The sequence below is a fragment of the Streptomyces fradiae genome (genome assembly GCF_041270065.1).
Lineage (GTDB): Bacteria > Actinomycetota > Actinomycetes > Streptomycetales > Streptomycetaceae > Streptomyces.
Window position 1 is genome coordinate 2035514 of record NZ_CP065958.1, and the last position, 22865, is coordinate 2058378.

Here is a 22865-nt window from a genome sequence, read left to right on the forward strand (position 1 = left end):
GCTGCAGTCGGGGCCGTACGGAAAGGGGACCAGGTCGCGGCTCGTAGACTCGTGGCCGTGGACACGACCCTTCAGGACCCCCTCGTCGGGCGGCTGCTCGACGGCCGCTACCGCGTCGACGCGCGCATCGCCGTCGGCGGGATGGCCACGGTCTACCGGGCCGTCGACACCCGGCTCGACCGGGAGCTCGCGCTCAAGGTGATGCACCCCGACCTCGCCACCGACGCCGCCTTCGTGGAGCGCTTCATGCGCGAGGCCAAGTCGGTGGCGCGGCTCGCCCACCCCAATGTCGTCGCGGTCTTCGACCAGGGCGCGGACGGCGCGTACGTCTATCTCGCGATGGAGTACGTGGCCGGCTGCACCCTGCGCGACGTGCTGCGCGAGCGCGGGGCGCTGCGGCCGCGCGCCGCCCTGGACGTGCTCGAACCGGTGCTCGCCGCGCTCGGCGCCGCGCACCGGGCCGGGTTCGTGCACCGCGACATGAAGCCGGAGAACGTCCTGATAGGGGACGACGGCCGGGTGAAGGTCGCCGACTTCGGCCTGGTCCGCGCCGTGGGCTCGGCCACCGACAGCACCGGCGCCGTCCTCGGCACCGTGTCCTATCTGGCCCCGGAGCAGATCGAGCACGGCACCGCCGACACCCGCGCCGACGTGTACGCGTGCGGGGTCGTCCTGTACGAGATGCTGACCGGCGCCAAGCCGCACTCCGGGGACACCCCGGCGCAGGTGCTCTACCAGCACCTCAACACCGATGTGCCCGCGCCCTCCGGCGCCGTGCCCGGCCTCGCGGTCGAGCTGGACGAGCTGGTGGCGAGCGCCACCGCCCGCAACCCCGACGTCCGTCCGTACGACGCGGTCGCGCTGCTCGCGCAGGTCCGTGAGGCGCGCGCCGGGCTCACCGAGGAGCAGCTCGACGCGGTGCCGCCGCAGGCCCGGCCGGCCGCCGAGGCCGACGGGGCGGAGGACCGCACCAGCGTGATCCCGCGGATCCGGCCGCTGCCGGTGGAGCACATGCCGGCGGAGCAGATGCCGGTCGAGCACACCAGTCTGCTGCCGACGCCCGAGCCGACGGCCACACCCGGCCGGGTCGGCGGGACGGGCCGTCCGGCCCGCCGCCGGCCGCGCGGCCCGCTCCTGATCGTCGCCGCCGTCCTGCTCGCCCTCGGCATCGGGACCGGCGTCTGGTACATCAACTCGGGCCAGTTCACCCGGGTCCCGGCGGTCCTCGGCCAGACCGAGGAGCAGGCCACGAAGCGCCTCGCGGACGCGGGGCTCGACGTGGGCACGACGAAGCGTGACTTCAGCGACGTGTACGAGCGCGGCACGGTCATGGCCGTCGACCCGGGCCCCGGCGAGCGGATCCGCGGCAACGGCGCGGTGACCCTCACCCTCTCCCGCGGCCCGCGCGTGGTGAAGGTCCCGAACCTGAAGGGCACCCCGCTCGCCGACGCCAGGAAGGTGCTGGCCGAGGAGGGGCTGGCGCCGGGCGTCATCACGTACTCCTTCAGCGACGACGTCGCGCAGGGCGCGGTGATCGGCTCCGACCCGGAGCCGGGCACCGAGCGCAGCCCCGACTCGGCGATCGCCCTCGAGGTCAGCAAGGGCCGCCCGATCGACGTGCCGGACGTGCGCGGCGAAGCGGTCGCGGACGCCACCGCGGAGCTCCAGGAGGCCGGCCTGAAGGTGGTCGTCGCCCCGGAGCAGGTGAACTCCCCGGAGAGCGCCGGCTCGGTCGCCGCGCAGTCCCTCGCCGAGGGCAGCCGGGCCGCGAAGGGCGACACGATCACCCTGACCGTCTCCAAGGGCCCGCGGATGGTCGAGGTCCCGGACGTCGTCGGCTCGAAGGTGGACGAGGCCAGGGCGGAGCTGGAGGACGCGGGCTTCGAGGTGAAGGTCGAGAAGGACTTCCCCTTCCTCGGCGACACCGTGGTGCGCCAGTCGGTCGAGGGCGGCGGCACGGCGGCCGAGGGCTCCACCGTCACCATCACGCTCAAGGGGCTGTAGACCGTCATGACCGAAGCCGGACCAGGCGACCTGCCTCGCGGCCGCGGCCGCAATCCCGTCGGCGGCCATGTGCCCGTGGCCGGCGGCCTCGCGAAGGTGGGGCTCGGTTACGCGCGGGAGCTCGGCGCCGAGACCGTGCAGGTCTTCGTGGCGAACCCGCGCGGCTGGGCCACTCCGGTCGGCAACCCGGAGCAGGACGAGCTGTTCCGCGCGGGGTGCGCCGAGGAGGGCCTGTCGGCCTGGGTGCACGCCCCGTACCTGATCAACTTCGGCTCGCACACCGAGGCCACCGTGGAGAAGTCGGTGGACTCGCTGCGGCACTCGCTGCGCCGGGCCCGGGCGATCGGCGCCCGCGGCGTGGTGGTACACACCGGCTCGGCGACCGGGGGCCGGCCGCGCGCCGAGGCGCTCGCGCAGGTGCGGGAGCGGATGCTGCCGCTGCTCGACGAGCTGACCCACCCGGACGACCCGGACCTGCTCCTGGAGTCGACGGCCGGGCAGGGCTTCTCGCTGTGCTCGCGGACCTGGGACTTCGGCCCGTACTTCGAGGCGCTCGACCGGCACCCCAAGCTGGGTGTGTGCCTGGACACCTGCCATGTCTTCGCCGCGGGGCACGACCTGGCCGGCCCGCACGGGGCCGCCCAGACCCTCGACCAGCTGGTGGAGACGGTCGGCGAGGGACGGCTGAAACTGATCCACGCCAACGACTCCAAGGACGTCGTCGGCGCGCACAAGGACCGGCACGCGAACATCGGCGCGGGCCACATCGGGCAGGAGGGCTTCCGCGCCCTGCTGCGGCATCCGGCCACGGCGGGGGTTCCGCTGGTCATCGAGACGCCGGGCGGGACGCCGGGGCACAAGGCGGATGTGGAGCTGCTGAAGAAGCTGCGCTGAGAAAACTCCATTGAGGAATACCCTAGGGGGGTATACGGTTCCCTGAGTACGGAGGAACCGCTACCCGAGCTTGGGGGCACCCATGCAGCACGAAGCGCACGCCCACCACGAGCACCACGAGGGTCACGAAACCCACCAGCACCACGAGGGCCACCACGAGCACCACGGTCACGGCCCGGTGACCTGGTCGACGGCCGCCCAGGCGACCTTCCACTGCCTCACCGGCTGCGCCATCGGCGAGGTGCTCGGCATGATCATCGGCACCGCCCTCGGCTGGGGCAACGTACCGACGATGGTCCTGGCGATCGCCCTGGCGTTCTTCTTCGGCTACGCGCTCACCCTGCGCGGCATCCTGAAGGCCGGCGTCGACTTCAAGACCGCGTTCAAGGTCGCGCTCGCCGCCGACACGCTGTCCATCGCGGTCATGGAGATCATCGACAACGGCGTCATCGCGCTCTGGCCGGGCGCCATGGACGCGCACCTGTCCGACGCGCTCTTCTGGATCGTCCTGGCGATCTCGCTCGGGGTCGCCTTCGTCCTCACGACCCCGGTCAACAAGTGGATGATCGGCCGCGGCAAGGGCCACGCCGTCGTCCACCAGTACCACTGAGGACCGACAGGGAAGAACTAGAGCTCAGGGCCGTCGCCCGGCTCCTCCTGGTACGAGTAGCGCTGCTCCGTCCACGGGTCACCGATGTTGTGGTACCCGCGCTCCTCCCAGAAGCCACGCCGGTCGGCGGCCATGTACTCCACGCCCCGGACCCACTTGGGGCCCTTCCACGCGTAGAGGTGGGGCACCACGAGCCGCAGCGGGAAGCCGTGCTCGGCGGTGAGCAGTTCACCGTCCTTGTGGGTGGCGAAGATCGTGCGGTCCGAGGCGAAGTCGGCGAGCCGCATGTTGGCGCTGTAGCCGTACTCCGCCCAGACCATCACATGCGTGACGTTCGGCGCGGGCGGGGCGAGCTCCAGCAGCGTCTGGGCGAGCACCCCGCCCCACTCGGCGCCCAGCATGCTGAACTTGGTCACGCAGTGCAGATCGGCCACGACGGTGGCGAAGGGCAGCGCCGAGAACTCCTCGTGGTTCCAGCAGCGCTTGTCGCCGTCGGCGGTCGCCCCGAACACCCGGAACTCCCAGCGCTCCGGCTTGAAGCGCGGCACGGGTCCGTAGTGGGTCACCGGCCAGCCGCGCTGGAGCCGCTGCCCCGGCGGAAGCTCCGACGGCACCGCCACTCCTGATTCCCGGCGTGCTCCGCCCTCCGGCTGACCCATGTCATCCATGGTGACAGACCGCGAGGGGTGGTCATGACCAGCCATGCGCCGACATCACGGGGACATTCGGACCTTGCGGACAACTGTCGGTAAGCCTGCACTTACTGGACTGCACCCGGGCGCGCTGGAAGGATGCGGCCATCCTGCCCAGTGGCGGCACCGAATGCGTTGGAAGGATCCTGAAGCGATGCAGGGCGACCCCGAGGTCCTCGAGTTCCTCAACGAGCAGCTGACCGGCGAGCTGACCGCGATCAACCAGTACTGGCTGCACTACCGCATCCAGGACAACAAGGGCTGGACCAAGCTCGCCAAGTACACCCGCGAAGAGTCCATCGACGAGATGAAGCACGCGGACAAGCTGACCGAGCGCATCCTGATGCTCGACGGCCTGCCCAACTACCAGCGCCTGTTCCACGTACGGGTGGGCCAGACCGTCAAGGAGATGTTCGAGGCCGACCGCCAGGTCGAGGTGGAGGCGATCGACCGGCTGCGGCGCGGGATCGAGGTGATGCGGTCCAAGGGCGACGTCACCTCGGCCAACCTCTTCGAGGAGATCCTGGCGGACGAGGAGCACCACATCGACTACCTGGACACGCAGCTGGAGCTGATCGAGCAGCTGGGCGAGGCGCTGTACTGCTCGACGCTGATCGAGCAGCCGAGCTAGCGGGACGGGCCCGGACGGAGCTAGGCGGCTTCCGACAGCCGGGGCGCCTCGGCGGCGACCTCGGTGATCCCGGCGGCGACCTCCGTCATCCCGGCGGTCCCGGTGGTCTCGGCGAGCTCCGTGACCTCCGCCGTCAGGGCCGGCATGCCCTGGTCCAGGAGCTCCCGGCGGGGGCAGCTGCCGCGCCCGAGAATGGCCTGAATGCGTCGTACACACGAACCGCAGTCGGTGCCCGCCTTGCAGGCCGAGGCGATCTGGCGGGGCGTGCAGGCGCCGCTCTCCGCGTGCTCCTTGACCTGCTTCTCCGTGACTGCGAAGCATGAGCAGACGTACACGCGGTTCACCTCCCGCCGGTGATCGATAAGGCTAACCTAACCTTACCCGGCGGGCGGGTGGCGCAAAAGGGCTTCCTACGACGATGGGGCGCGGATCACAAGGATCCGCGCCCCACTGTCGTAGGAAGCTACTTACTGATCGCGGTACATCTCGGCCACGAGGAAGGCCAGGTCCAGCGACTGGCTGCGGTTGAGCCGCGGGTCGCAGGCCGTCTCGTAGCGCTGGTGCAGGTCGTCGACGAAGATCTCGTCGCCGCCGCCCACGCACTCGGTGACGTCGTCACCGGTGAGCTCGACGTGGATGCCGCCCGGGTGGGTGCCCAGCTCCTTGTGGACCTCGAAGAAGCCCTTGACCTCGTCGAGCACGTCGTCGAAACGGCGCGTCTTGTGGCCGGAGGCCGCCTCGAAGGTGTTGCCATGCATCGGGTCGGTCACCCAGGCGACCGTCGCGCCCGAGGCGGTGACCTTCTCGACCAGCTCGGGGAGCTTGTCCCGGACCTTGTCGGCGCCCATCCGGACGATGAAGGTCAGCCGGCCCGGCTCGCGGTCCGGGTCCAGGCGCTCGATGTAGGTGAGCGCCTCCTCCGGAGTGGTCGTCGGGCCCAGCTTGATGCCGATCGGGTTGGCGATCCGCGAGGCGAACTCGATGTGCGCGTGGTCCAGCTGGCGGGTGCGCTCACCGATCCAGACCATGTGGCCGGAGGTGTCGTACAGCTTGCCGGTGCGCGAGTCGGTGCGGGTCAGCGCGCCCTCGTAGTCGAGCAGCAGCGCCTCGTGCGAGGAGTAGAACTCGACCGCCTTGAACTCGGCCGGGTCGGTGCCGCAGGCCTTCATGAAGTTCAGCGCGTTGTCGATCTCGCGCGCCAGCTGCTCGTAACGCTGGCCGGACGGGGACGACTTCACGAAGTCCTGGTTCCAGGCGTGCACCTGGCGCAGGTCGGCGTAGCCGCCGGTGGTGAAGGCGCGGACCAGGTTCAGCGTCGAGGCGGAGGCGTGGTACATCCGCTTCAGGCGCTCGGGGTCCGGGACGCGGGCCTTCTCGTTGAAGTCGAAGCCGTTGACGGAGTCGCCGCGGTAGGTCGGCAGGGTCACGCCGTCGCGGGTCTCGGTCCCCTTCGAGCGGGGCTTGGAGTACTGCCCGGCGATGCGGCCGACCTTCACGACGGGCACGGAGGCCGCGTAGGTGAGGACGGCGCTCATCTGGAGCAGGGTCTTGAGCTTGGCCCGGATGTGGTCGGCGGACACGGCGTCGAAGGCCTCGGCGCAGTCGCCGCCCTGGAGCAGGAACGCCTCGCCACGGGCGACGGCTCCCATCCGGGCGCGCAGCTGGTCGCACTCGCCGGCGAAGACGAGCGGAGGATACGACTCGAGGTCCGCGATCACATCGCGCAGAGCCTCGGCATCGGGGTACTCGGGCTGCTGCGCCGCGGGCAGGTCTCGCCAGGTCGCCTGGGCGACGGCGTGGGTATCAGCGTTCACGGTCACATGGACCACAGTACGGGGTCTTCGCCCCGTCTCGTCCCGCTGACCAATGACTGAGACACGGGCGTGCCGCGCGGCCCCGCGACCGACACCTTCCGCAGGTCCGCGCGTTGAACACCGCTGTGACGTTCCGGGCCTTCCGACGCCCGAACCGGACAACCGAAACCGAGGGCTGGGTGTGATCCACCGACACCGCAACGACCGCAGGAAGAGACGACTGCTCTACGGCGCACTCGCGGGTGTCGTCGCGGGCGCCACGCTCGGCACCCTGGCGGTCGCCGCCCCCGGCGTCCTCGGCGGCGGCCCGGACGGCAAGAGCGGCGGCGCCCCCTCGCCGCAGGCCCGCTCGCTGCAGGCCGCGTTCGACGACGCGGCGCGCGCGTACGGCGTACCGCGCAGCGTGCTCATGGCGGTCGCGTACCGGCAGACCCGCTGGGAGTCCCACGGCGGCGAGCCCAGCACCACCGGCGCCTACAACGTCATGGGTCTTACCAAGGTCGAGCCGGGTGACGTCGAGCGGCCCGACGACCGGGAGCGGCTCGCGCATCTCAACGAGAGCGGGCGGCCGGAGATCGAGCGGACCTTCGTGGCCTCCCGGGTGCTGAAGGTGCTGCCGAAGGAGCCGGTCGACACCACCGACCCGCGGCTGCACACCCTCGACAGGGCCGCCGGGCTGACCGGCGCGTCCACCGAGGAGCTGAAGCACGACCCGGCAGCAAGCATCCGGGCCGGTGCGGCGCTGCTCGCCGCCTACCAGCGCGAGGCCGCCGACGGCGAAGAGCTGCCGGACGCCCCCGGCGCCTGGTACCCGGCGGTCGCGCGCTACAGCCAGGCCACCGACCCCGAGGGCGCCGAGCTGTTCGCCCGCCGGGTCTACGAGTCGATCCGCACCGGCGAGCGGGAGCTCACCGCGGACGGCGAGCAGGTCGTGCTGCCGGCCGACCCGTCCGTACGGCCGCGGAAGCCGGCGCGGCTGCCGCTCGCGGCCGCCTTCGCGAGCACGAGGACCGTCCCGACGCCCGCCTGCCCGGCGTCGTTGAACTGCACCTTCGTCCCTTCACGGACCGCCGCCGACGGCACCCGCAACTACACGCCCGCCGCCCGCCCCGGCCAGGGCGTCGACATCCGGCAGATCGTCATCCACGACACCGAGGGCGGCTACGACGGCTCGCTCGCCGCGCTCACCGACCCGGCGGTCAAGGCCAGCGCCCACTATCTGGTGCGCGCCTCGGACGGTCTGGTCACCCAGCTGGTCGAGAACAAGGACCTCGCCTGGCACGCCGGGAACTGGACGCTCAACATGCACTCGATCGGCGTGGAGCACGAGGGCTACGCGATCGGCGAGAGCAGCTGGTACACCGAGCCGCAGTACGAGTCGACGGCCGCCCTGGTGAAGTACCTCGCCGGAACGTACGGCGTGCCGCTCGACCGCGAGCACGTCATCGGCCACGACGAGGTGCCGATGCAGCTCGACGGCTATGCGGGCAGGACCCACTGGGACCCGGGCCCGTACTGGGACTGGAACCACTTCATGGCCCTGATGGGCGCGCCGACCGGCGACCCCGGCGCCGGCGGGGCGCTCCGGGCCGGGCAGGTGGTCCGGGTGGTGCCGCCGTTCACCACGGCCAACCAGCCCAGGCTCACGTACAACGGCGGCACCGCAGCCACCCCGCGCCCGGCCAACTTCGGCTACCTCTACACCGAGCCGTCGACGGCCTCGCCGACCCTGACCGACCCGTACTTCAGCTCGCTGTGGTCCGAGGGCTCGAACTGGGCGAACAAGGTCCGCGCGGGCGGCACCTATGTGGTCGCCGAGTCCCGTACCGACTGGACGGCGATCTGGTACGGCGGGAAGAAGGCCTGGTTCCAGAACCCCGGCGGCCGGTACACCGCGCCGGTGCCCGGCTCCCCCACGGTGGTCAGGGCGAAGGCCGGCGTCACCGTGCGGCTGTACGGGCGCGCCTACCCCGAGACCGCCGCCTACCAGGCCGCCGGTCTGGAGGCCCCGACGGACAGCCCCGACCATCTGACCAGGTACGCGCTGCCCGCGGGCCAGGCGTACGCGAAGGCCGGCCCGGCGGTGCGGGGCGACGACTTCTTCGGCTCCGCGCAGCAGAACGTCGTCGGCACCGACACGTACATCCCGATCCGCTACGGCCACCGGCTGGCGTGGGTGAAGGCCGACCAGGTCACGGTCGTCTGACACCTACCGTCCGACACCGACCCGATCGTCCGACACCCGGACAACCGGCCCCTCCGGGGGCCGGGCTGGGCTACAGTGCTCGCATGTTCGCGCACTCGAACCAGAACTGGTGGTGGACCGCTCATCCGGCGGCCCACTGACTGCGCGTACATCCAGACCGACGCGAAGGCCGCCCGAGGGGCGGCCTTTCTCGTACCCGCGAGGCCGTTCCTCTCCGACTCCCACGGAAGGAACCACCCGCTCATGGACACCGATCCCACGGTCCTCTCCCGTCTCCTCGACGACTCCTGCCCGCCCTTCGCGCTGCTGCGCCGGCGCACCCCGGGCCGCGACCACGACACCGTCGAGGTGCTGATCGGACGGGTGCACGAGGCCGAGCGGCTCGCCGAGCTGCCGGTGGGCGAGCGGCCGGCACTCGCGCTCGTGCCCTTCCGGCAGATCCGCGAGCGCGGCTTCGACGTGCGCGACGACGGCACCCCGCTCTCCGTGCTCGTCGCCGACGAGGCGTACGAGCTGCCGCTCACCGAGGCCCTCGACCGGCTCCCGGCCCATGACGTGAAGGTCGAGGGCGGCGGCTTCGACGTCTCCGACGAGGAGTACGGACGGATCGTGCGCCGGGTCATCGACGAGGAGATCGGGTCCGGCGAGGGCGCCAACTTCGTCATCCGCCGCACCTTCACCGGCGCGATCCCCGGCTTCGGACGGGCCGACGCGCTCGCCCTGTTCCGGCGGCTGCTCGCGGGCGAGCGGGGCGCGTACTGGACCTTCGTCGTGCACACAGGGGAGCGCACCCTGGTCGGGGCCAGCCCCGAGGTGCACGTCCGGATGTCCGGCGGCACGGTCGTGATGAACCCGATCAGCGGCACCTACCGCTACCCGGCGGGCACCGCGCCGACCCCCGAGGACCTGCTCGCGTTCCTGGCCGACCGCAAGGAGACCGAGGAGCTGTCGATGGTGGTCGACGAGGAGCTCAAGATGATGTGCACGGTCGGCGACCGGGGCGGGGTGGTGATCGGACCGCGCCTGAAGGAGATGGCGCACCTCGCCCACACCGAGTACGAGCTGCGCGGCCGGTCCTCGCTCGATGTGCGCGAGGTGCTGCGCGAGACGATGTTCGCGGCGACCGTCACCGGGTCCCCGCTGCAGAACGCCTGCCGGGTGATCGAGCGCCACGAGGTCGGCGGGCGCGGCTACTACGCGGGCGCGCTCGCGCTGCTCGGCACCGACGAGAACGGCGCGCAGACCCTGGACTCCCCCATCCTCATCCGTACCGCCGACATCGACGCGGACGGCACCCTGCGGGTCCCGGTCGGCGCCACGTTGGTGCGCCACTCCGACCCGGCGGGCGAGGTCGCCGAGACCCACGCCAAGGCGGCGGGCGTGCTGGCGGCGTTGGGGGTACGGGAGGGGCGGCCGCGGGCGGAGGACACGGCGCCGGCCCGGCTCGCCGAGGACCCGCGGGTGCGGGCGGCGCTCGACGCGCGGCGGGCCGACCTGGCGCCGTTCTGGCTGAAGATGCAGGTCCGGTCGGCGGAGCTGTCGGGCCACGCGCTCGTCATCGACGCCGAGGACACCTTCACCGCGATGCTCGCGCATCTGCTGCGCTCCTCGGGCCTGGAGGTCTCGGTGCTCCGCTACGACGAGCCGGGCCTGCGCGAGCTCGCCCTCGCCCACGAGGGCCCGGTCGTCCTGGGCCCGGGCCCCGGCGACCCGCAGGACGCGGCCGACCCGAAGATGCGCTTCCTGCGCGGGCTCACGGCGGAGCTGCTGCGGGAGCACCGGCACGGTCTGCTCGGAGTGTGCCTGGGGCACGAGCTGATCGCCGCCGAACTGGGCCTGGAGATCGTGCGGAAGCGGACCCCGTTCCAGGGCGCGCAGGTGCGGATCGACCTGTTCGGGCAGGAGCAGACGGTCGGCTTCTACAACAGCTTCACGGCGCGCTGCGACGACCGGACGGCGACCGAACTGGCCCTCCACCGGATCGAGGTGAGCCGGGACGCCGCGTCGGACGAGGTGCACGCGCTGCGCGGCCCGGGGTTCGCGGGGGTGCAGTTCCACCCGGAGTCGGTCCTGACCATGGACGGGGCGGCGGTGACGGCCTCGCTGCTCGCCGGGGTGCTCGTCTGACGGTGCTACGGGATCCGCGGGACCAGGACGTTCTCGCTGCGCCTCCCGGCGAGGTGGTCGAGAACGTTCTGGACCGTGGTGTCGATGATCTGGCCCACCGCGTCGACCGTGTAGTACGCCTGGTGCGAGGTGACCACCACGTTCGGAAAGGTCACCAGGCGGGCCAGGGTGTCGTCCTCGATGCCCGCCAGGGACTTGTCGAGGAAGAAGAGCCCGGCCTCCGCCTCGTACACGTCGAGGCCCACCCCGGCGAAGCGGCCGGCGCGCAGTTCGCCGACCAGGGCCTCGGTGTCGATCAGGCCGCCGCGGCTGGAGTTCACCAGGATCGCGTCGTCCTTCATCGAGCGCAGCGCGGCGGCATCCACGATGTGGTGGGTGTCCGGCAGCAGCGGCACGTGCAGGCTGATCAGGTCGGCCTCGGCGAAGAGGCGTTCCTTGTCGGTGTACGTCATGCCGAGTTCGGCGCAGGCCGGGTTCTCGGCGATGTCCCAGCCGAGCAGCCTCATGCCGAAGCCGTGGGCGATCCGGGTGAAGGCCTCGCCGATCTTGCCGGTGCCGAGGACGCCGACGGTGCGGCCGCGCAGGTCGCGGCCCATCAGCCCGTCGAGCCGGAAGTCGAAGTCGCGGGTGCGGTTGGAGGCCCGGACGATGCGCCGGTTGACGGCCGTCGCGAGGGTCCAGGCGAACTCGGCGACGGAGTAGGGCGAGTAGTACGAGACGCGGGCGACGGTGAGGCCGAGCCGTTCGGCCACGTCGAGGTCGATGTTGTTGAAGCCGGTGGAGCGCTGGGCGATCAGCTGGGTGCCGCCGGCCGCGAGGGTCTGCAGCACCCGGTGGTCGAGGACGGCGTTGACGCTGGTGGAGACGATCTCGTAGCCGGCGGCGATGGGCGCGGTGTCCTCGGTGAGGAAGACGTCCAGGCAGCGGACCTCGTGGTGTCCTGCGAAGGCCTTCTCGATCAGCGGCTTCTCGTCCGCCTGCACGCCGAATGCCAGGATCTCCACGGGCCCCTCCAGGGATGTACCGGTTTCGTCCGAATCAAGGGCGAATAAGGGCGAATATACGCTCGCCCGCCCGGCCGCTCAGCCGAAGAACACCCCCGCCTCGGCGTACAGCGCCGGGTCCACCGTCTTCATGCGCGCGGTCGCGGCGGCCAGCGGCACCCGCACCACCTCCGTACCGCGCAGGGCGACCATCGTCCCGTACGCCCCGTCCCGTACGGCGTCGACGGCGTGGAGTCCGAAACGGGTGGCCAGCCAGCGGTCGAAGGCGCTCGGGCTGCCGCCGCGCTGCACATGCCCGAGCACGGTGGTGCGGGCCTCCTTGCCGGTGCGCCGCTCGATCTCGGCGGCCAGCCACTCCCCCACGGAGCCCTGCTCCGGGCCCCCTGAGCGCGGCCGGGCGCCCTCGGCGACGACCAGGATCGGGGCGTAGGTGGCGCGGAACCGGGCCGCGACCCAGGCGAGCACCTGGTCGAGGTCGAAGCGCTGCTCGGGCACGAGGATCACGTTGGCGCCGCCGGCGAGCCCGGCGTGCAGCGCGATCCAACCGGTGTGCCGGCCCATGACCTCGACGACGAGGACCCGGCGGTGCGAGTCGGCGGTGGTGTGGAGGCGGTCGATTGCCTCGGTGGCGATGCCGACGGCGGTGTCGAAGCCGAAGGTCCAGTCGGTGGCCGAGAGGTCGTTGTCGATGGTCTTCGGGACGCCGACGACCGGCAGTCCGTGTTCGGCGTGCAGCCGGGCGGCGTGCCCGAGGGTGCCCCGGCCGCCGATCGCGACCAGGGCGTCGATCCGGTGCTTGGCCAGGTTCTCGCGGATCCGGCGCACCCCGTCGGGGGCGGCGAAGGGGTCGGTGCGCGACGAGCCGAGGACGGTGCCGCCGCGCGGCAGGATGCCGCGCACGGCCCGTACGTCCAGGGGTTCGGTGTCGCCCTCGACGACTCCGCGCCAGCCGTCCCGGAAGCCGGTGAAGCGCCAGCCGTACTCCTGCTCGCCCTTGCGGACGACCGCGCGGATCACCGCGTTGAGGCCGGGGCAGTCGCCTCCGCCGGTCAGCACACCGACGCGCATGGGCCGCACTCCTTCGCCGTACGTGGGGGGTGCGGCTCACGCTAGTGGTGACCCGGGTCACACCGGCACGGCGACGCGGGTGAATCGCCCGGCCCGGTCCGGCGATCCGCCGGTCAGGCGTCGTCGAGGCCGCGCTCGATGGCGTAACGGACCAGCTCGACCCGGTTGTGCAGCTGGAGCTTGCCGAGGGTGTTCTGGACGTGGTTCTGCACCGTGCGGTGCGAGATGACCAGGCGCTCGGCGATCTGCTTGTAGCTGAGGCCCTTGGCGACCAGCCGCAGCACCTCGGTCTCCCGCTCGGTGAGCTGCGGGGCCTTGGGCTCGTCGGCGCCGGGCGCGGGGGCGGGCTCGGAGGCGAGCCGGCGGTACTCGCCGAGGACCAGACCGGCCAGGCCCGGGGTGAAGACCGGGTCGCCGACGGCGGTGCGGCGCACCGCGTCGATCAACTCCTCGGTGCTGGCCGACTTCAGCAGATAGCCGGTGGCGCCGGACTTCACGGCCTCCAGGACGTCGGCGTGCTCGCCGCTCGCCGAGAGGACCAGGACCCGAAGCCGCGGGTTGGCGCCGACCAGCTCCTTGCAGACCTGGACGCCCGGCTTGAGGGGCAGGTTCAGGTCGAGGACCAGCACGTCCGGGTCGACCGCGGCGGCCCGGCGTACCGCCTGCTCGCCGTCCCCGGCGGTGGCCACCACGTCGAGGCCGGCCTCGGCGAGGTCGCGGGCGACCGCGTCCCGCCACATCGGGTGGTCGTCGACGACCATCACCCTGACCGGCCGCTGCCCGTCCACCTGCTGCTCGCTCACTTCGCTCCTGCCTTCCCCCGTCGCTCGCGCGGTGCGCGCGGGACCTTCAGTTCCACTTCGGTGCCCTGTCCGGGCACGGAGATCAGTTCGGCGGTGCCGCCGAGATCCCGCAGTCTGCCCCGGATGGACAGGGCGACGCCCATCCGGCCCTCGCCCTCGGCCTGGACGAGCCGGCCCTCGGGGATGCCGGGGCCGTCGTCCCGTACGGTCACGATGACCTCGTCGCCCCAGTCCTCGACCAGGATCCAGGCCCGGGCCCCGTCGCCCGCGTGCACCCGTACGTTGTCGAGGGCGGCGCCGACGGCGGCGGCCAGCTCGCGGGCGGCCGGGGCGGGCAGCGGGACGGGGGTGCCGGGGTCGGAGAGGGTGACCTTGGCGCCGGCCCGCGGGGCGAGCAGGGTGCGCAGATCGACGTCCACGTCGTCCGCCAGGTCCTCCGGCTCCTCCACGAGCCGGACGACGGCGCCCTCCGACTCGTCCTCGGAGAGGTGCGAGCGGCGGGTGAGGCCGCCGGCCACCAGGGTGCGCAGCGCGACCTCCTGCTCGCCGGCCATCCGGCCCAGCTCGGCCGCCTCGCCGCCGAGGGCGGTGCCGCGGCGCTGCACCATGGCGAGGACCTGGAGCACGCTGTCGTGGATGTCGCGGGCGAGCCGCTCGCGTTCGCGGGTGGCGGCCTCGATCTCCAGGGCCCGGGCGAGGGTGCGCTCGGAGGCGCGGGCGACCTCGACGATGTAGCCGACGGCGACCGAGGCCACCCACACCAGGAGCACGTTGTGCAGGGTGTCGAGGCTGGGTTCGCCGCGCGCGACCAGGTTGGCGGCGGCTATCAGCGAGGAGGCGAAGGCCGCCCAGCGCCAGCCGCCCTTGATGGCGTACGCGAGGGCCACGCCGGCCGCCCAGATGGACGGCAGGGTGGGCCCGTCCACGGTCTGCGCCTGCACGTCGGCGACCGGGGTGAGCAGGATGCCGGTGAGCGCGAGGGCGAGGTCGACGGCCAGGAAGCGCTTGGTGCAGCGGATCGCGCCGGACACCTGCGGCAGGGTGGCCAGGGTCCATACGCACATCACGGCGAGGAAGGCGACGGCGACCCAGGGCCGCTCGAAGCGGTCCCGGCCGAAGCCGCCGAGCAGCACCGCGTACACCATGGTGAGCACGCGGTAGCCGGTGAGCGCGCGCCACAGCGGCTGCTCGACCGACATCCGCACGACCCGTTCGCGCCTGGCCATCTCCCCCACCACCCCCGGGCGCCCCCCTCGCAGGGTCAGGCGCCGGACTCTTCCCGTGCCGCGATCTCGGCCTTGACGGCCTCCTTGGCGGCCTTCTCGGCCTCCGCGATCTGCCGCTTGGCGGCGGTCGCGTAGATGTCCACGTACTCCTGGCCGGAGAGCTTCATGATCTCGTACATGACCTCGTCGGTCACCGAGCGCAGGATGAAGCGGTCGCCCTCCATGCCGCGGTAGCGGCTGAAGTCGAGCGGCTTGCCGATCCGGATGCCCGGGCGCATCAGCTTGGGCAGCACCTTGCCGGGCGGCTGGATCTTCTCGGTGTCGATCATGGCGACCGGGATGACCGGCGCGCCGGTGGCAAGGGCGACCCGGGCGAGACCGCCGGGCTTGCCGCGGTAGAGCCGCCCGTCGGGCGAGCGGGTGCCCTCGGGGTAGATGCCGAACAGGCCGCCACCCTCGATGACCTCGATGCCGGCCTTGATCGCGGCCTCGCCGGCGCCGCGGGCGCCGGAGCGGTCGACCGGGAGCTGTCCGACGCCCTTGAAGAAGGCGGCCGTCAGCCGGCCCTTGACGCCCGGGGTGGTGAAGTACTCGGCCTTGGCGATGAAGGTCACCTTGCGGTCGAGCACGGCGGGCAGGAAGAAGGAGTCGGAGAACGACAGGTGGTTGCTCGCGAGGATCGCCGGCCCCTCGGCGGGAATGTTCTCGATGCCCTCGACCCAGGGCCTGAAGGCGAGCTTCAGGGACCCCCCGAGGGAGAACTTCATTGCGCCGTAGATCAACTCGCCATGCCTTCCGTGTGCCCGTCAAGGCGACCTTATCCCGTTCTCCTCCTGATCCCGCGCTCCTCGTGGCCCCCTTCGTGCGGACGGACCTTCTGCCGACGGACCTGGTCGGTGTCGGTCCGGTCGCGTACGGTGAAAGCCTTCCCCTTTTCGTCGTCGAACCCCGAACAGGAGACCCCGTGCCGGTCCTTCCTGGAGCCGAGCCCTACCGCCACGAGGGCGGAGAGGTCGGCGTCCTCCTCTGTCACGGATTCACCGGGTCCCCGCAGTCGCTGCGCCCCTGGGCCGAGTACCTGGCCGGGCGCGGACTGACGGTGGCGCTGCCGCTGCTGCCCGGGCACGGCACCCGCTGGCAGGACATGCAGCTCACCACCTGGCACGACTGGTACGCGGAGGTGGACCGCGAGCTGCGCGAGCTGACCGCGCGCTGCGAGCGGGTCTTCGTCATGGGCCTTTCGATGGGCGGCGCGCTCACGCTGCGGCTCGCGGCGCGGCACGGCGACGCGATCAGCGGCATCGTGCTCGTCAACCCGGGCAACAAGGTGCACGGGCTCGCGGCGTACGCGCTGCCGGTCGCCCGGCACTTCGTGCCCTCCACCAAGGGCATCGCCAGCGACATCGCCAAGGCCGGCGTGGCCGAGGTGGGGTACGACCGGGTGCCGCTGCACGCGGCGCACTCGCTGCGGCGCTTCTTCCAGGCGGTCGACGGCGAGCTGCCGCAGGTCACGCAGCCGGTGGTGCTGCTGCACAGCCCGCAGGACCATGTCGTGCCGCCGGCCGACTCGGCCCGGATCCTCAGCCGGATCTCGTCCACGGACGTGAAGGAGATCGTGCTGGAACAGAGCTACCACGTGGCGACGTTGGACCACGATGCGGAGCGGATCTTCGAGGAGAGCTGGGCGTTCGTCACCCGGCTCGCCCCGGAGCTGCGCGGGGAGATCGGGGAGAGGGGAGTCGCAAGCGGTGGCTGAGCAGCAGGACGGCAACGAGCGGGAGCCGCAGCCCATCGACGAGGAGGCGGCGTGGGCCGCGATCGTCGCGGGGTACGGGGAGGAGCCGGCGGACCCGCCCCCTGGCTTCGCCGGGGGGACCCCCGGTTCGCGCCAGGTCCGTCCGGTGGAGGACCTGGCGCTGCCGGACCTGCCGGAGGACGAGGAGCCCGCGGCGCCGGCCGGGACGGCGACGGCTCCGGCGGAGAAGCCGGACAAGTTCCGCAGGCCGCAGCCGCCGGAGGACGAGAAGGCGGGGCCGGAGGAGCCGGGTGACGCGCCGGCCCTCGGCTCGTCGATCGTCTTCGCCCCCGGTGTGCGCCTCGGCGGCGGCCCGCGCGACTACTCGCTGGCCGACCCCGACGAGCCGGCGGACGGCGACGGCGCGTCCGGCGCCGACGAGGGCCACTTCATCCCGCCGGAGCCCCCGCCGCTCCCGGAGGCCGACACCACCACCAAGTTCGCCTGGCTCGCGGTGGTCGGCGGCCCGGTCCTGATGCTGCTCGCCGTCCTCCTCCAGTGGGACATGACCTGGTGGCTCACCACGCTGTGCGTGGGCGGCTTCCTGGGCGGCTTCGTGACGCTGGTGGCCCGGATGAAGGGCGACGACGAGGACGACGACGGCTTCGACGACCCGGGCCGGGGCGCGGTGGTCTGATTTTCTTGCCGCCCTCGCACCGCTCGGCGCCGGGGCGCCTCACGGGCTTCGGGCGGCTGCGGCGGCCTCCGACCGCCGAGCGTCGTGGCTCAGGCCGCCGGCACACGGGCCACCGCCAGCACCGGCAGGTGGGCTGAGCCTCTCAACGCCCCCCTCGCACCGCTCGGCGCCCGGGGCGCCTCACGGGCTTCGGGCGGCTGCGGCGGCCTCCGACCGCCGGGCGTCATGGCTCAGGCCGCCGGCACACGGACCACCGCCAGCACCGGCAGGTGGTCCGTCGCCGTGTGGAGGTCGGCGCGGTCCAGGCCCGTCGGGACGCCGCAGGCGAGGAACTCGACGCCCGGGGTGGCGAGGATCGCGTCGATGCGGCGGTCGGGGGCGGAGGCCGGGAAGGTGGGGGTGGTGCCCCAGGGGGCGGTCGCGTGGCCTTCCTGGAGCTCCTTGGTCAGCCGGGTCCAGGCCGGGCCGCCGGGGCGCTCGTTGAGGTCGCCGGCGACGATCGCGTACGGCGTGCCGAGCCCGGCCACCCGGTCGAGGACCAGGCCCGCCTGCGCGTACCGCTCCCGCTCGGACAGGCTGAGGTGACAGCTGATCACGCCGAGCCGGGCACCGCCGAGCCGGACCACGGCGGTGGCGAGGCCTCGGCGGTGCAGGCCGGGGGTGAGCGGGAGCAGCACGTCCTCGGTGTGCTCCACGGTGGCCCGCAGCGAGCACAGCAGCAGCGGACCGGCGGCGGTGGCGCCGCCGCCGAGCACGACCAGGTCGCTCTTCGCGGCCAGCCGGGCCGCGTGCTTGCGCCAGCGGAAGAAGCGCGGCGCCTCCTGGACGCACACGAGGTCGGGGGCGCAGGCCCGGATCACCCGGGCGAGCGCGTCCTCGTCGTCCCGCAGCGAGCGCACGTTGTAGGAGAGGATCCGGACGACGGCCGAACCATCGGGCTCGGTACGGGAGTTGGGCAGCTCACTGATCGCCATGCGGTCAACATAAACGCCGCGCCCGCCGCGCCCCAGAGGGCACGGCGGGCACGCGCACGAACGAGTGGACGCTCAGCCCTGGCGGGCCAGGTCCGCCGCGCCGACCAGACCGGCCTTGTTGCCGAGCTGCGCCGCGAGCACCTGCGCGTGCGGCCGCCACTGGCCGCCGATCAGCCAGCGCCGGAAGGACTTGCGGATCGGGTCGAGGACCAGCTCGCCCTCGTCGGAGACACCGCCGCCGACGATGAAGGCCGAGGGGTCGAACAGCGAGGCCAGGTCCGCGAGGCCGGCGCCGGCCCAGCGGGCGAGCTCGCGGAAGGAGTCGATCGCGACCTTGTCGCCCGCGCGGGCGGCCTCGCTGACGTGCTTGCCCTGGATGCCGTCCGGGGTGCCGTCGCCGAGCGCGAGGAGCACCGCGGCGTTCTCGGGGGTGGCGGCGGCGCGCTGCTTGGCGTAGCGGACGAGGGCGCGCCCGGAGGCGTACTGCTCCCAGCAGCCCTGGCTGCCGCAGCCGCACAGCAGACCGTCCGGGACGACCCGGATGTGGCCGAACTCGGCGGCCACGCCGAAGCGCCCGCGGCGCAGCTTGTTGCCGATGATGATGCCGCCGCCGAGGCCGGTGCCGAGCGTGATGCAGATGACGTCCTCGTGGCCCTGGCCGGCGCCGAAGCGGTACTCGCCCCAGGCGGCCGCGTTGGCGTCGTTCTCGACCACGACGGGGAGGCCGACCCGCTGCTCGACCTTGTCCTTCAGCGGCTCGTGCCGCCAGTCGATGTTCGGCGCGAAGAGGACGGTGGCGCGCTTGTCGTCGACGTAGCCCGCGGCTCCGATGCCGACGGCCTCGATCTGGTACCCCTTGCCGGCCTCGGAGACCGCTGCGCAGATGGCGTCGACGATGCCCTCGGGGGTCGGCGGGGTGGGCACGGTGTGGGTGTCGAGGATGTTGCCCTCCTCGTCGACCACGCCGGCCGCGATCTTCGTGCCGCCGATGTCGACGCCGATGGTGAGTCCCATGTGTCCCTCAGTTTTCGGTCGAGCCCCGCTAAGGCCCACCGTACCCGAGGAGGGCGCCCCTCCTGATCAGTCCAGGTCGATGTGCTGGCCGCCGCCGGGGGCCTCGTCGGGCCCGTCGCCGGGCTTGCCGTCCCGCTTGTCGTCGGCCTTCGGTTCGGCCTTCGGCTCACCCTTCGGTTCGGCGGCCGGTGCCGCGCCGGTGGCCTGCCCGGTGGCCTGCTGGGTGTCGCCGCGGGTCCAGCGGGCCTCCTGGCCCTGGACGGCGGAGCGGTAGGCGGCGAGCAGTTCGTTGCCGGCGGCGGCGAGGTGGTCGAAGACCTGCGGGTTGCGCTCGATGACGGGCTCGACGAGCGCCTTCGCCTGGTTGACGACCTCCTTGACGGTCGCGGCCGCCTGCCCCGCGGCGGGACCGGCGAGCGGGCCGCCGAGGCCGGAGAGCTTGTCGGCGACGGCATCGAAGAGCTTGCGGAACTCCTCGGCCGGGCTGCCGGGCTCCTCCCCGCGGGTGGCGCGGCGGCGGGCCTTCTCGGCCTCCAGGTCTTCGGCGCAGGCCCGGGCCCAGGCGTCCGAATCGCTCATGGCGTACTCCTTAGGGGCTTCTACGGTCGACGGTACACGCCCCGGAGACGCCCCGGTACGGGTCAGGGAGCGGTCCTCGGCCACAGTCCGGGGTCCGGGGCGAACCGGATCCGCAAGTCGCCGTCGACGAGTCCGGCGCCGGTGACGGTGCAGCGGCGCAGCACCGGCGGCATCGGTACGGCGCGGCGGAACGGGCCGACGGCGAGGAGGAGTTCGTCCCCGCGGCGGACGAGCGAGAGCGCGCCCTTGACGGCGCCGGGCAGCGGGACGTGCCAGACCAGGATGCCGTCCGCCGCGCGGCGGTCCTCGACGGTCCACTCGGCGGGGGCGGCCGGTTCGCCGACCGGCACCGCGAGCAGGGCCAGGTCCTCGGCGCCGCGCGGGTCGCGCCCGAGGTGCGGCAGCTCGTGCAGCTCCGGGCGGGCCTCGCGGAGCGCGGCGAGGTGCCGGTGCTGCTCGGCGGCGAGGGCGGCGAACCAGGGGTCGGGCGAGTCGGCGGGCAGCACCCGGTTGGCGACGACGCCGTCGAGGGCGAGGCCCTGGAGGGCGAGGCCGAGCCGGGCGGTGCGCAGGGCGTCCTCGGCGGCGGGGCCGGGTTCGACGACAAGGCGTACGGCGGTGTCCGGGGAGTCGACGACGTCCTGGACGGCGGCGAGCTCGGCCTCCCAGCGGGCGGTGGTCTCGTACAGCCACTGCGCGGGCAGCGGTACGCCGGCGAGCTGGGCGAGCATCGGGCGCAGCGCCCGGGCGGCCTGGCGCTCGGGCGGCAGCAGCCGGCGCAGATAGCGGCGCAGCTGGACGGGCAGGGCGAGCAGCGCGAGCGCCTCGCGGACCGGCGGCAGCTCGACCAGGACGAGGTCCCAGTCCCCGGCGGCCGCGTCCCGGATCGCCCGCAGCATCGCGACCTGGCCGCTGCCGGGCAGCTCGGTGAGCTCCGCGTCCTCGAAGGGCGTGGCGCCGAGGAGGTCGAGGGCGGTGGTGGAGCGGGCCTGGAAGGCGAGGAACTCGCGGCGGAAGTCGGTGGCGGGGTCGGGCACGAGCACCTCCGGCCCGCCGGGCCCCAGGTCGCCCGGGCCCCCCGCCTCCCCCGACACCAGCAGCACCCGCCGCCCGGCCCGCGCCTCGGCGAGCGCGGTCCCCACCGCGACGGAAGTCCGCCCGGCGCCGCCGGTACCGGTCACAAGAATGATCCGCATGCGCCGACGGTACCGGCGGTGCGCTCCGCGCTTCGTCGCGGGCCGGGGCGGTGCCCGCTACTTCCCGGACTCGACCCGCTTCTTCAGGCCCGCCAGGGCGCGGTCGATGATGACCTTCTCCGCCTTGCGCTTGATCATGCCGAGCATGGGGATCTTGACGTCGACGGTCAGCTGGTAGGTGACCTCGGTGGAGGCGCCGCCGGCCGTCGGGGCCAGGCGGTAGGAGCCGTCGAGGGAGCGGAGCATCTGGGACTTGACGAGGGTCCAGGAGACCTCGTTGTCGCCGGTCCAGGTGTACGCGAGGGTGTGGTCGTCCTTGATCGCGCCCGCGTCGAGGAGCAGGCGGACCTTCTCCGCGCGGCCGGCCGGGTCCGTCGACAGGACCTCGGCCTCCTTCACCTCGCCCGTCCACTCGGGGTAGCGGGCGAAGTCGGCGATGACGCTCATGACCTCGGCCGGGGCCGCCTCGATGGTGATGCTCGAGCTGGTGTGTTCCGCCATCGCGGGGGCTCCTCGTATGGACGCGATCCGTATCTGCCCGAAGGCTATCGCGCCGTCATCACGGGGCCGTCACCACTCCAGGGTCCACGGGCGTCCGGTCGCCGCGAAGTGGCCGACGTTCACGCACTCGGTCGCGCCGACCCGCATGCGGCGGACCAGCGGCTGGTGGACGTGGCCGAAGAGGGCGTAGCGGGGGCGGGTGCGGCGGATCGCGTCGAGGAGGGCGCGGCTGCCGCGCTCGAAGCGGCGGGCCACGGTGTCGTACGTGAGCTCGGGCAGGTCCGGCGGGATGTGCGAGCAGAGCACGTCGACCTCGCCGAGCGCCTCGACCTTGGCCGCGTACTCCTCGTCGGAGATCTCGTACGGCGTGCGCATGGGCGTGCGCAGCCCGCCGCCGACGAAGCCGAAGACGAGGCCGCCGAGCTCGACCCGGTCGCCGTCGAGGACGGTGGTGCCGGGGCCGGCGTACTCGGACCAGAGGCCGGGGATGTCGACGTTGCCGTAGGTGGCGTAGGTGGGCGCGGGCAGGGCGGCGAACATCTCGGCGTACTGGCGGCGGACGGCGGACTCGATCGCGGTGGCGCGGTCGATGCCGAGCTCGCCCCAGAGCCGGCGGCCCAGGTCACGGGCCTCGTCGAAGCGGCGGGCGGTGCGCAGCTCGACGAGCCGGTCGGCGTTCTCGACGCCGAAGAGGTCGGGGAAGATGCCCCGGGAGTGGTCGGCGTAGTCGAGGAAGAGGACCAGGTCCCCGAGGCATATCAGGGCGTCGGCACCCTCCCCCGCTCTGGCGAGGGCTCCCGTGTTGCCGTGCACGTCGCTCACCACATTGATCCTCATGGACTCACCCTAGGGCGTCGGACCTGCGGTTACTTGGGAGTCGGGAAAGCGGTCGACTACTGTGCGCCCAGAACGGCCGTGCTCGTGTGACGCATGGAACATCTGCCCCGGACCCCCTATCGGGAACTGTGTACTGATGGGTAACGTCCGGGCAGTCCACAGTCGTGCTCGCCCCCCACCGAGCACCTGCCCGATCATGGACCGCACCGGTGCATCACACAGAGCCGTGGCGCCGGAGCCCGATGAGGAGCAG

23 protein-coding genes are annotated in these 22865 nt (G+C 72.7%); 9 read left to right on the forward strand and 14 right to left on the reverse strand.

The window, feature by feature from the left end:
* The first annotated feature begins 57 nt into the window (after positions 1-57).
* The 3 genes from pknB to JAO84_RS09150 all read left to right on the forward strand — a co-directional run bounded on the left by pknB (position 58) and on the right by JAO84_RS09150 (position 3508).
* Positions 58-2004, forward strand: coding sequence for a Stk1 family PASTA domain-containing Ser/Thr kinase (gene pknB / locus JAO84_RS09140; RefSeq protein ID WP_370412044.1), 1947 nt, complete (start codon positions 58-60; stop codon positions 2002-2004).
* A gap of 6 nt (positions 2005-2010) precedes the next feature.
* Positions 2011-2898: a deoxyribonuclease IV gene (locus tag JAO84_RS09145; RefSeq protein ID WP_370412046.1), complete on the forward strand. Its 888-nt coding sequence runs from the start codon at positions 2011-2013 to the stop codon at positions 2896-2898.
* 82 nt (positions 2899-2980) lie between these two features.
* Positions 2981-3508 carry a DUF4396 domain-containing protein gene (locus JAO84_RS09150; protein WP_370412048.1) on the forward strand — a complete coding sequence of 176 codons (528 nt, stop codon included), beginning with the start codon at positions 2981-2983 and terminating at the stop codon, positions 3506-3508.
* 17 nt (positions 3509-3525) lie between these two features.
* Here the strand turns inward: JAO84_RS09150 and JAO84_RS09155 are convergent, their stop codons facing one another.
* Positions 3526-4167 (reverse strand): sulfite oxidase-like oxidoreductase, encoded by a 642-nt coding sequence (locus tag JAO84_RS09155; RefSeq protein WP_370412050.1) that lies wholly within the window; start codon positions 4165-4167, stop codon positions 3526-3528.
* A gap of 187 nt (positions 4168-4354) precedes the next feature.
* On the opposite strand from JAO84_RS09155, the gene bfr reads away from it, so the two are divergent.
* Complete coding sequence (bfr, locus tag JAO84_RS09160; RefSeq protein ID WP_370412052.1) at positions 4355-4831, forward strand: bacterioferritin; 477 nt, start codon at positions 4355-4357, stop codon at positions 4829-4831.
* Between the two features lie 20 nt (positions 4832-4851).
* Here bfr and JAO84_RS09165 read toward each other — a convergent pair whose 3' ends face one another.
* Together JAO84_RS09165 and JAO84_RS09170 are read right to left on the reverse strand one after the other, a co-directional pair.
* Entirely contained in the window at positions 4852-5166 is a 315-nt protein-coding gene (locus tag JAO84_RS09165) for a bacterioferritin-associated ferredoxin (RefSeq protein ID WP_370412054.1), read from the reverse strand.
* Between the two features lie 132 nt (positions 5167-5298).
* Positions 5299-6645, reverse strand: coding sequence for a class II 3-deoxy-7-phosphoheptulonate synthase (locus tag JAO84_RS09170; protein ID WP_265861691.1), 1347 nt, complete (start codon positions 6643-6645; stop codon positions 5299-5301).
* A gap of 181 nt (positions 6646-6826) precedes the next feature.
* Here JAO84_RS09170 and JAO84_RS09175 point away from each other — a divergent pair, with 181 nt between their 5' ends.
* The 3 genes from JAO84_RS09175 (at position 6827) to JAO84_RS09185 (ending at position 10978) form a co-directional block, all read left to right on the forward strand.
* Positions 6827-8851 (forward strand): N-acetylmuramoyl-L-alanine amidase, encoded by a 2025-nt coding sequence (locus tag JAO84_RS09175; RefSeq protein WP_370412056.1) that lies wholly within the window; start codon positions 6827-6829, stop codon positions 8849-8851.
* 83 nt (positions 8852-8934) lie between these two features.
* A complete protein-coding gene (locus JAO84_RS09180) occupies positions 8935-8991 on the forward strand; it encodes a trp operon leader peptide (RefSeq protein WP_101392327.1) in 57 nt (18 codons plus the stop codon).
* Positions 8992-9094: 103 nt separating this feature from the next.
* Positions 9095-10978: an anthranilate synthase family protein gene (locus tag JAO84_RS09185; protein WP_370412058.1), complete on the forward strand. Its 1884-nt coding sequence runs from the start codon at positions 9095-9097 to the stop codon at positions 10976-10978.
* A gap of 5 nt (positions 10979-10983) precedes the next feature.
* Here JAO84_RS09185 and JAO84_RS09190 read toward each other — a convergent pair whose 3' ends face one another.
* The 5 genes from JAO84_RS09190 to JAO84_RS09210 form a co-directional block, all read right to left on the reverse strand.
* Positions 10984-11982, reverse strand: a complete 999-nt coding sequence (locus JAO84_RS09190; RefSeq protein ID WP_370412060.1) for a 2-hydroxyacid dehydrogenase — start codon at positions 11980-11982, stop codon at positions 10984-10986.
* 78 nt (positions 11983-12060) lie between these two features.
* Positions 12061-13050, reverse strand: a complete 990-nt coding sequence (locus JAO84_RS09195) for an ATP-dependent 6-phosphofructokinase (protein ID WP_370412062.1) — start codon at positions 13048-13050, stop codon at positions 12061-12063.
* Positions 13051-13163: 113 nt separating this feature from the next.
* The gene (locus JAO84_RS09200; protein WP_265861909.1) at positions 13164-13811 is read right to left on the reverse strand and encodes a response regulator transcription factor; all 648 of its coding nucleotides are present in this window, start codon (positions 13809-13811) and stop codon (positions 13164-13166) included.
* A gap of 38 nt (positions 13812-13849) precedes the next feature.
* Positions 13850-15079 (reverse strand): MacS family sensor histidine kinase, encoded by a 1230-nt coding sequence (gene macS, locus JAO84_RS09205; protein WP_370412064.1) that lies wholly within the window; start codon positions 15077-15079, stop codon positions 13850-13852.
* Positions 15080-15114: 35 nt separating this feature from the next.
* Entirely contained in the window at positions 15115-15846 is a 732-nt protein-coding gene (locus tag JAO84_RS09210) for a lysophospholipid acyltransferase family protein (RefSeq protein WP_370412066.1), read from the reverse strand.
* Positions 15847-16043: 197 nt separating this feature from the next.
* Here JAO84_RS09210 and JAO84_RS09215 point away from each other — a divergent pair, with 197 nt between their 5' ends.
* Positions 16044-16835, forward strand: a complete 792-nt coding sequence (locus JAO84_RS09215) for an alpha/beta hydrolase (RefSeq protein WP_370412068.1) — start codon at positions 16044-16046, stop codon at positions 16833-16835.
* Positions 16735-17511, forward strand: a complete 777-nt coding sequence (locus JAO84_RS09220) for a hypothetical protein (RefSeq protein WP_370412070.1) — start codon at positions 16735-16737, stop codon at positions 17509-17511. The genes JAO84_RS09215 and JAO84_RS09220 overlap by 101 nt, the downstream gene beginning before the upstream one ends.
* A gap of 230 nt (positions 17512-17741) precedes the next feature.
* Here the strand turns inward: JAO84_RS09220 and JAO84_RS09225 are convergent, their stop codons facing one another.
* The 6 genes from JAO84_RS09225 to JAO84_RS09250 all read right to left on the reverse strand — a co-directional run bounded on the left by JAO84_RS09225 (position 17742) and on the right by JAO84_RS09250 (position 22612).
* A complete protein-coding gene (locus tag JAO84_RS09225) occupies positions 17742-18485 on the reverse strand; it encodes an endonuclease/exonuclease/phosphatase family protein (protein ID WP_370412072.1) in 744 nt (247 codons plus the stop codon).
* 72 nt (positions 18486-18557) lie between these two features.
* Positions 18558-19499 carry an ROK family glucokinase gene (locus JAO84_RS09230; RefSeq protein ID WP_370412074.1) on the reverse strand — a complete coding sequence of 314 codons (942 nt, stop codon included), beginning with the start codon at positions 19497-19499 and terminating at the stop codon, positions 18558-18560.
* Between the two features lie 66 nt (positions 19500-19565).
* Complete coding sequence (locus JAO84_RS09235) at positions 19566-20078, reverse strand: DUF5304 domain-containing protein (protein WP_370412076.1); 513 nt, start codon at positions 20076-20078, stop codon at positions 19566-19568.
* Between the two features lie 62 nt (positions 20079-20140).
* Positions 20141-21274 carry an ArsA family ATPase gene (locus JAO84_RS09240; protein ID WP_370412078.1) on the reverse strand — a complete coding sequence of 378 codons (1134 nt, stop codon included), beginning with the start codon at positions 21272-21274 and terminating at the stop codon, positions 20141-20143.
* 57 nt (positions 21275-21331) lie between these two features.
* Positions 21332-21775: an SRPBCC family protein gene (locus JAO84_RS09245; RefSeq protein ID WP_370412080.1), complete on the reverse strand. Its 444-nt coding sequence runs from the start codon at positions 21773-21775 to the stop codon at positions 21332-21334.
* A 69-nt stretch (positions 21776-21844) separates the two neighbouring features.
* On the reverse strand, positions 21845-22612 hold the full coding sequence (locus tag JAO84_RS09250) for a metallophosphoesterase (protein ID WP_370412082.1): 768 nt from the start codon (positions 22610-22612) through the stop codon (positions 21845-21847).
* Positions 22613-22865: the final 253 nt, after the last annotated feature.